This is a genomic window from Mammaliicoccus lentus (assembly GCF_947036595.1).
Taxonomy (GTDB): domain Bacteria; phylum Bacillota; class Bacilli; order Staphylococcales; family Staphylococcaceae; genus Mammaliicoccus; species Mammaliicoccus lentus.
The window spans coordinates 37,230-43,666 of record NZ_OX344835.1 but is presented as its reverse complement, the minus strand read 5'-3'; the positions used below and the strand labels follow the sequence as shown (position 1 = coordinate 43,666).

The 6,437-nt window shown below is 29.5% G+C and carries 8 protein-coding genes; 7 read left to right on the top strand and 1 reads right to left on the bottom strand.

The window, feature by feature from the left end; translation table 11 throughout:
- Positions 1-867: 867 nt before the first annotated feature.
- The 6 genes from ACNMOQ_RS14300 (at position 868) to ACNMOQ_RS14275 (ending at position 4,075) form a co-directional block, all read left to right on the top strand.
- Positions 868-1,224 (top strand): hypothetical protein, encoded by a 357-nt coding sequence (locus ACNMOQ_RS14300; protein WP_204190914.1) that lies wholly within the window; start codon positions 868-870, stop codon positions 1,222-1,224.
- A gap of 12 nt (positions 1,225-1,236) precedes the next feature.
- Positions 1,237-1,728, top strand: a complete 492-nt coding sequence (locus tag ACNMOQ_RS14295; protein WP_416350412.1) for a JAB domain-containing protein — start codon at positions 1,237-1,239, stop codon at positions 1,726-1,728.
- Between the two features lie 270 nt (positions 1,729-1,998).
- A complete protein-coding gene (locus ACNMOQ_RS14290) occupies positions 1,999-2,241 on the top strand; it encodes a hypothetical protein (RefSeq protein ID WP_204175191.1) in 243 nt (80 codons plus the stop codon).
- Between the two features lie 58 nt (positions 2,242-2,299).
- Complete coding sequence (locus tag ACNMOQ_RS14285; RefSeq protein WP_198054591.1) at positions 2,300-2,707, top strand: hypothetical protein; 408 nt, start codon at positions 2,300-2,302, stop codon at positions 2,705-2,707.
- Positions 2,708-2,725: 18 nt separating this feature from the next.
- Positions 2,726-3,355 carry a hypothetical protein gene (locus tag ACNMOQ_RS14280; protein ID WP_204175189.1) on the top strand — a complete coding sequence of 210 codons (630 nt, stop codon included), beginning with the start codon at positions 2,726-2,728 and terminating at the stop codon, positions 3,353-3,355.
- Positions 3,356-3,382: 27 nt separating this feature from the next.
- Positions 3,383-4,075 carry a hypothetical protein gene (locus ACNMOQ_RS14275; protein WP_204175187.1) on the top strand — a complete coding sequence of 231 codons (693 nt, stop codon included), beginning with the start codon at positions 3,383-3,385 and terminating at the stop codon, positions 4,073-4,075.
- Between the two features lie 796 nt (positions 4,076-4,871).
- Here ACNMOQ_RS14275 and ACNMOQ_RS14270 read toward each other — a convergent pair.
- Positions 4,872-4,967, bottom strand: a complete 96-nt coding sequence (locus tag ACNMOQ_RS14270) for a type I toxin-antitoxin system Fst family toxin (protein ID WP_142390956.1) — start codon at positions 4,965-4,967, stop codon at positions 4,872-4,874.
- A 187-nt stretch (positions 4,968-5,154) separates the two neighbouring features.
- Between ACNMOQ_RS14270 and ACNMOQ_RS14265 the strand changes: the two genes are divergently transcribed.
- On the top strand, positions 5,155-6,414 hold the full coding sequence (locus tag ACNMOQ_RS14265) for a Y-family DNA polymerase (RefSeq protein ID WP_204175021.1): 1,260 nt from the start codon (positions 5,155-5,157) through the stop codon (positions 6,412-6,414).
- The last annotated feature ends 23 nt before the right edge of the window (positions 6,415-6,437 follow it).

Genomic DNA, 6,437 nt, shown 5'->3' with positions numbered 1-6,437 from the left:
CATTTAGCTGGTGAATACAAAGACGGGCAATATGACCCTATAAAGCAAACCTGGAAAGGTACACAATCAATAATCAGATCTTACAACTGGGGATATAGAGGATATATCTATAATAAGTCACATTCTCTTGCCTGGTCATTAGGTGGCGATATGGAAACCCACAACCTAAACTTTAGGAACTAGAGCGCAAAATGTAGGTTCAAAATAAAGCATCTGATGGTGTGGAATGGATATCCTGAAACACAGGTAAGAAACGCAATATATGATAAACCTGAAAACTAATGTGTTTTATGAAGTTACACCTGTTTATAAAGGTGATGAATTGCTACCTAGAGGGTCGCACAGTTCGAGCCTATTCAATCAATGACAATGGAAAAACTGTAAACTTGAATGTATGGATAGCCAACAAAAAGGCGTAACAATCAATTATAGTAATGGTACATATACAACAACCTAGATGTCGCATGTCGTACCGCTTCACCTCTACCGCTTCATAATTTAAAGTAAAAAGAATACTATTATAAGCTTTTTCAATCGTTCATTAAAATCTTGACGTCACCTAAAAAATATCATTGGTTGACTTGTCCGATTTAAATTTTTTTCAGTTACGCCCATCAAGAAAACCACTTGATGAACTCACCGAAAAATTTTAAACCGACCACCCAACCAATGATATTTTTAGCTTCCTTACAAGATTTTAATGAACGATTGAAAAAGCTTTTTTTTAAACCCTCAAATTAGTAATTTATTACTAAAAAACTTTACAAGTCTACTAAATTTGATATACTTGTTAACAAGAAAGGAGGTAACGGGTCGTAAAACGCTAATTTATCAAGCGTTTAAACATCATAAAAGGGAGTTTTTTATATGGCAAATGTTTGTTTTTATCACATCAGATATATTAGTGGTGATAAATCTGCAATGAAAGAATTGGCACTATATTTTAAAGGAAAAAAAGATAAATTTTTAGGTGGCGTACGCACAGATGAAACGTATTTTGATGAAAATGAATTGTGGATAGACGGAGGTTGTAAGTGGTCGGCTTACGTTAGCATGTTAGAAGGAGGCTATTACTCAACACTTCAAGATTCAGATTTAACTAATCTTGAAATACTAACTAAAGAACTAGGGTTAAAAATAAGTCTAATAGCAAATGAATTTTCTTGCGAAGTAGAAGAAGATTATCACATCGATAATGGAATTGTTTACGATAATACAATATAAGGAGTTAGGAAAATGAGAGAAAACTATATAATTAATTTTGTGAAATTCACTGCATCTTATGAGGTGACAGAAGAAGAAAAATTTGAAGTATCAGAACCAAAGGACGTTAAAACGTTCTTAAATGATTTAACTGATATAGGGTTTTTACACACAGAACATTTTGTAATGATTGGTTTAGATAGTCAAAATGTTGTAACTTGTGTTCATACAGTTCATATTGGAGGACTAATGGCATCAATTGTTGATATTAGGGCATCATTTTTTGCAGCAATTCATAATAATTGTGCAAGTGTGATTTTTGCACACAATCACCCGTCACAATCAAAGGCAAAACCAAGTTTAGCAGATATTAAAACAAGTAAAAAACTAAGTCTAAGTGGTAACATTTTAGGAATTGAAGTTCTTGATAGTATTATTGTTTCAGGAAATGACTATTATAGTATGGCAGAAAATGGCGACATAGAAGGAAGCGAAAATATAGCAGAAATAATAGAAAACTTGTAAAGTCCAAGACCTCGAGAAATCGGGGTCGCCGGCTCGTCCGGTTTAAAATTTTTTCAGTTTCGCCCATCAAGAAAACCACTTGATGACCTCACCGAAAAATTTTAAACCGACCTCGCAATAAAGCGTTAGGGCGTGAGACCTCGTCCGATAAATATATCATTCAGTTTCGTCCATCAAGAAAATCACTTGATGAACTCATAGAATGATATATTTATCGACCTCACCCTCACGCCCTAACGCTTATACACACAATATAAGGAGTAGATATATATGAATAGAAAAAGAAAAAATGTGAATGTAACTGAATTAAAAGAATTAGGAATTGCGAATAATAGAGGTGTAATTGACTATAAAAAATATAGTAAGTTTAAAACAATGCAAAGAAGTTTAGGCTATAACGTCAGTTTATCATTAGATGAAGAACACACAGAAGAAGGGCGTTTAACTTTAGACAATGAACCTACTAAATATGGTGACAAGCTACACACACATAAAATAAACATTATAGAGTAAATAAAATATAATATAAGTTAAGAAGGTGATAACCTTAAATTAAGAAAGAAGGGATATTATGACGACTTTTATATTTATAATCATGTTAATTATATTCATCATGATATTGTTTAATATAAAGCGAAAACAACAGATTATAAAATACGTTGACGATATGCGAAACACCTCACTTAAAACCGTTACTATAAGAAATATCAATCATATACTTAAAAATCGTAGAAATAATTTTGTATTAGTGTATACTTTTGGAAAAATTGAATTATTACCAGGTCAAATAGTATTTGTCCGATCTGGTGAAAGAGAGGGTATTTCGATACCACAAGCCAAAGTAAATATTAGATATAAAAAGTTGGGTTTTATCCCTTTATATCCTATTAAAATTAAAGATAAAGATTTAATGAACTTCTATCAAAGAGAATTAAAGATTTATATTACTAAAGAGCGTTTTAAATCATTGCAAATTTAAATAAAGGGGTCTTTAAGTATGAATTTAAGAGGTCATGAAAATAGACTTAAATTTCTTGCGAAATATGATGTAACACCTATATCACATTTAAAATTATTAGAAGGTCAAAAGAAAGATGGTGAAGGTGGTACATTGACAGATAGTTATTACTGTTTTTCATACAGGTTAAAAGGTGATTCTGAAAAAGTTTTAGGTACGTTTAATTGTGGTTATCATATTGCTGAAGATTTACTAAAATTATCAAATCAAGATAAATTACCTTTATTTAACCCTTTTAAAGTAATTAATGAAGGTAATCAATTGCAGGGCGTAGCAAATAAAGGTAATTTAGATACTAATAGGCAAAGAAAACAGTATAATGAAGTGGCTTTACAGCTTTCAAATGCTATTAATTTAATCATATTTTGTTATGAGGGTAATATTAAAGAACCACTTTCAACGATAAAATATGAAACTGATAAATATTATTATAGCGCACCATATGATCGTAAAATTAAAGCAGTAAATACTATTATAGGTAATTTGTTTGATAAGAAATTAGTTGATAAGATATCCGAAATTAATGGAAGTCAGGAAATTAGAAATTTTGATTTTTCATTACTTACTGAAGTAATTGAAAAATATAATTTAGTTAATTATTTTGAGTAATAAAACATACAGTGGGAGTTGTTACAAGTGATAAATACAGATACACATGAACAGATCAAAAACAAATTGGTAGATGATATTTTAGAACTTTATAAATCATACAAAGATGAAGTGTTTTATTTGAATAAAAAAAGTTTTGACGATAGTAGAAGATATACGAATAGAAATAAAAAAATAAGTGATGATGTTTCAGCTAGACGATTTAATAGAGATAAAGATTTGGAAGAAGGTAGTTTAGAATATTTTAAATTCAAATTAGAAAATGTTAAAGAACATTTTAGTTATATAGATGATTATCAAGATAGATTAAACAGTCTATATAAGGCAAAGCATGAACTTATGCTTAAGATAGATGAATTAAAAGGGTTTAATAAAGTCACAAAGAAAAAATTTAATAGAAAAAAAGATGCTACCTCTTTATTTAACGAACTACTTAATCACGGTATGAGTAAAATGGTAAGTTCATATATACGTGATGTGGAAAGTATAAATAGAAGTATTGAATATTATTTAGAAGATGAATATTTGGCTCATTTGAGAGGAATAGCTTATAAAAAAGATGAAACATTTCATATAGAAGATAATAATTTAAAAGAAATTGAAAAAGCATTTTTTGAGTTTCTTTACGAATGGACAAGAAAAGAAAATAAGTTGCTTAACGATATAGATGAGTTTAATGAAAGTAAAAATTATTTAAAATATCATTTGTTGTTCAAATAAAAATTATAAGCATAAGAATACTTTTGAAATTAAGAACGTCAAAATTTGTCGCTCAATAAAATGTATAGGATATTCAATTTAACTTCCTCTAATGACCATTATGTCAACTAAATTCAAAGACCAAATGGCTTTAAATCAAGCTTTATCGTTTTATATTTGGTTTTTGAGTATACATAAAATATACAGGCTATATTTATCAATACTTTGCACATTTTCAAGACTTTCATAAACTGTATTTTTATTCAAAAAAAGAAGGTGCATAAAATGAGAAAAAAGTTAAAAAAACATAAGTATATTACAAAGACTGGATTGTTAATATTAAGTTTAATAGCAGTTGTTTTATACTTTCGATTTATCAATATTTTTTATACTGATATCTATCTTGATATGATATTTAAATTGATTAACAGTGTAGACAATGATGTTATTCATGAAACGGCAAGTATTTTGTTGGTATATCCACCAATCATTTTATTTTATCTAATTATTCCTATTCATATTTTTAGTATGGTTTATAAGAACTTTAGAAAGGATATTTTGGGATATTAGAAATTAAAGTGAAAATGTAAAATTTGTTTTTGTCAGGTTACCAGGAAAAATTTTAGTGGGTAATTACGCGTATTTGTTTTGAATAAGAAAAATATCAATTCAATTTGGTATTTTTCTAACACATGACATGACATGTCATAGGTGTTATAATATGTTTATAAAAGTAATAGTCACAAATAAACACCAAACCCCCTTACTATGTGGAGTAGTAAGGGGGTTTTTATGGTGCTGGCTGATCTGGTGTCACCTATTTTTTTCTACGATTCTCTAGCCAATGAGAAAAGTACGCGATTGCACAACCACAAATAATGGGTGCAATGATATGAATAAAAGTAATTGTCACTATAAACACCTCCCCTCTATGACAGATTACGCCATAGAGATAGGCGACTTTATAAGTATATCATCAAGTGAAATAACGCAAAACTCAAACGATAAAATGCACCTTAAACTTGCGTTTAAGTGTGTTTTTTATTATACTTTTATCGAACATACGTTCGTATATTAGAGGGTGAATTGAGGTGTTTATCATGTATGATTACCGTGTTTGTACAGAAAGGGATATATTATGTATTGATCTTAAAAGTTTTTTTGCTTCAGTATCTTGTATTGAAAAAGGGTTAGATCCAATGACAACTAAATTAGCTGTGGTAGGTGATACAAAACGACCAGGTTCAGTTGTGCTTGCTTCTACACCACCACTAAAAAAACTAGGTATTAAAACAGGTAGTCGATTGTATGAAATACCACAACGCAATGACATATTTATTATTAACCCTTCTATGAAAAAGTACATTTCAATTTCAACGCAGATCAGCAAAATAGCTTTAAACTTTGTTGCACCTGAAGATTTTTGGCAGTATTCAATTGACGAGCATTTTTTGGACATTACAAATTCCTATCAATTATTTTGTGAAACACCTTACGAGTTTGCGCGCCTAATTCAAAATAAAATTTACGAACAAACACAGATATTCAGTACAATAGGAATCGGATCTAATATGTTGTTATCAAAGCTATCAATGGACTTAGAAGCTAAAAAAACAAGTGAAGGTATAGCAGAATGGCGATATGAAGATATTCCACGTAAGCTATGGCATATTGAACCCTTAACAAAAATGTGGGGTATTAATAAACGTACTGAAGCAAAACTAAATAAGAAGGGTATTTTTAGAATTGGCGATCTAGCTAATTATCCCGTTGAATATTTAAAAAGGGACTTCGGTATTATTGGCGTAGATCTACATTTACATGCCAATGGTATTGATGAAAGCTTTATGAGAAAGCCACATATCACAAAGAATAAATCGTTAGGGAAATCTCAAATATTAATGAGAGATTATGAATTACATGAACTTAAAACAGTATTAAGTGAACAAGTAGATGAAGTATTTTATCGCGTGAGAAATCAACAATTATATCCCACAAGAATAACTGTTAGTGTTGGCTATGCTGATGCTGGGGGTGTAAGAAAACAGTTTACCAATAAAACAGGGTATCAAAATTCTTATGTAATCATTAATCAGTTATGGCGTTATTTATCTGATCGACTTGAAAATGATAGATTATATCGAACGATAGCAATTTCATTTGGTCATTTTATACCTAATCAGATTAAGCAATTATCTTTATTTGAAGATCCTAAACAAATTAAAGCAGAAATTATTGAAAATGAGTTAGATCCTATAAGGTTTAAATATGGAAAAGATATAGTCTTTAGAGGATCTAGTTTATCTAAAAGTGGTACTTTAATTTCAAGAAAAGATAAAATCGCTGGTCATCAAGCGTAAAAAATATGAGTTTTATAAAATTT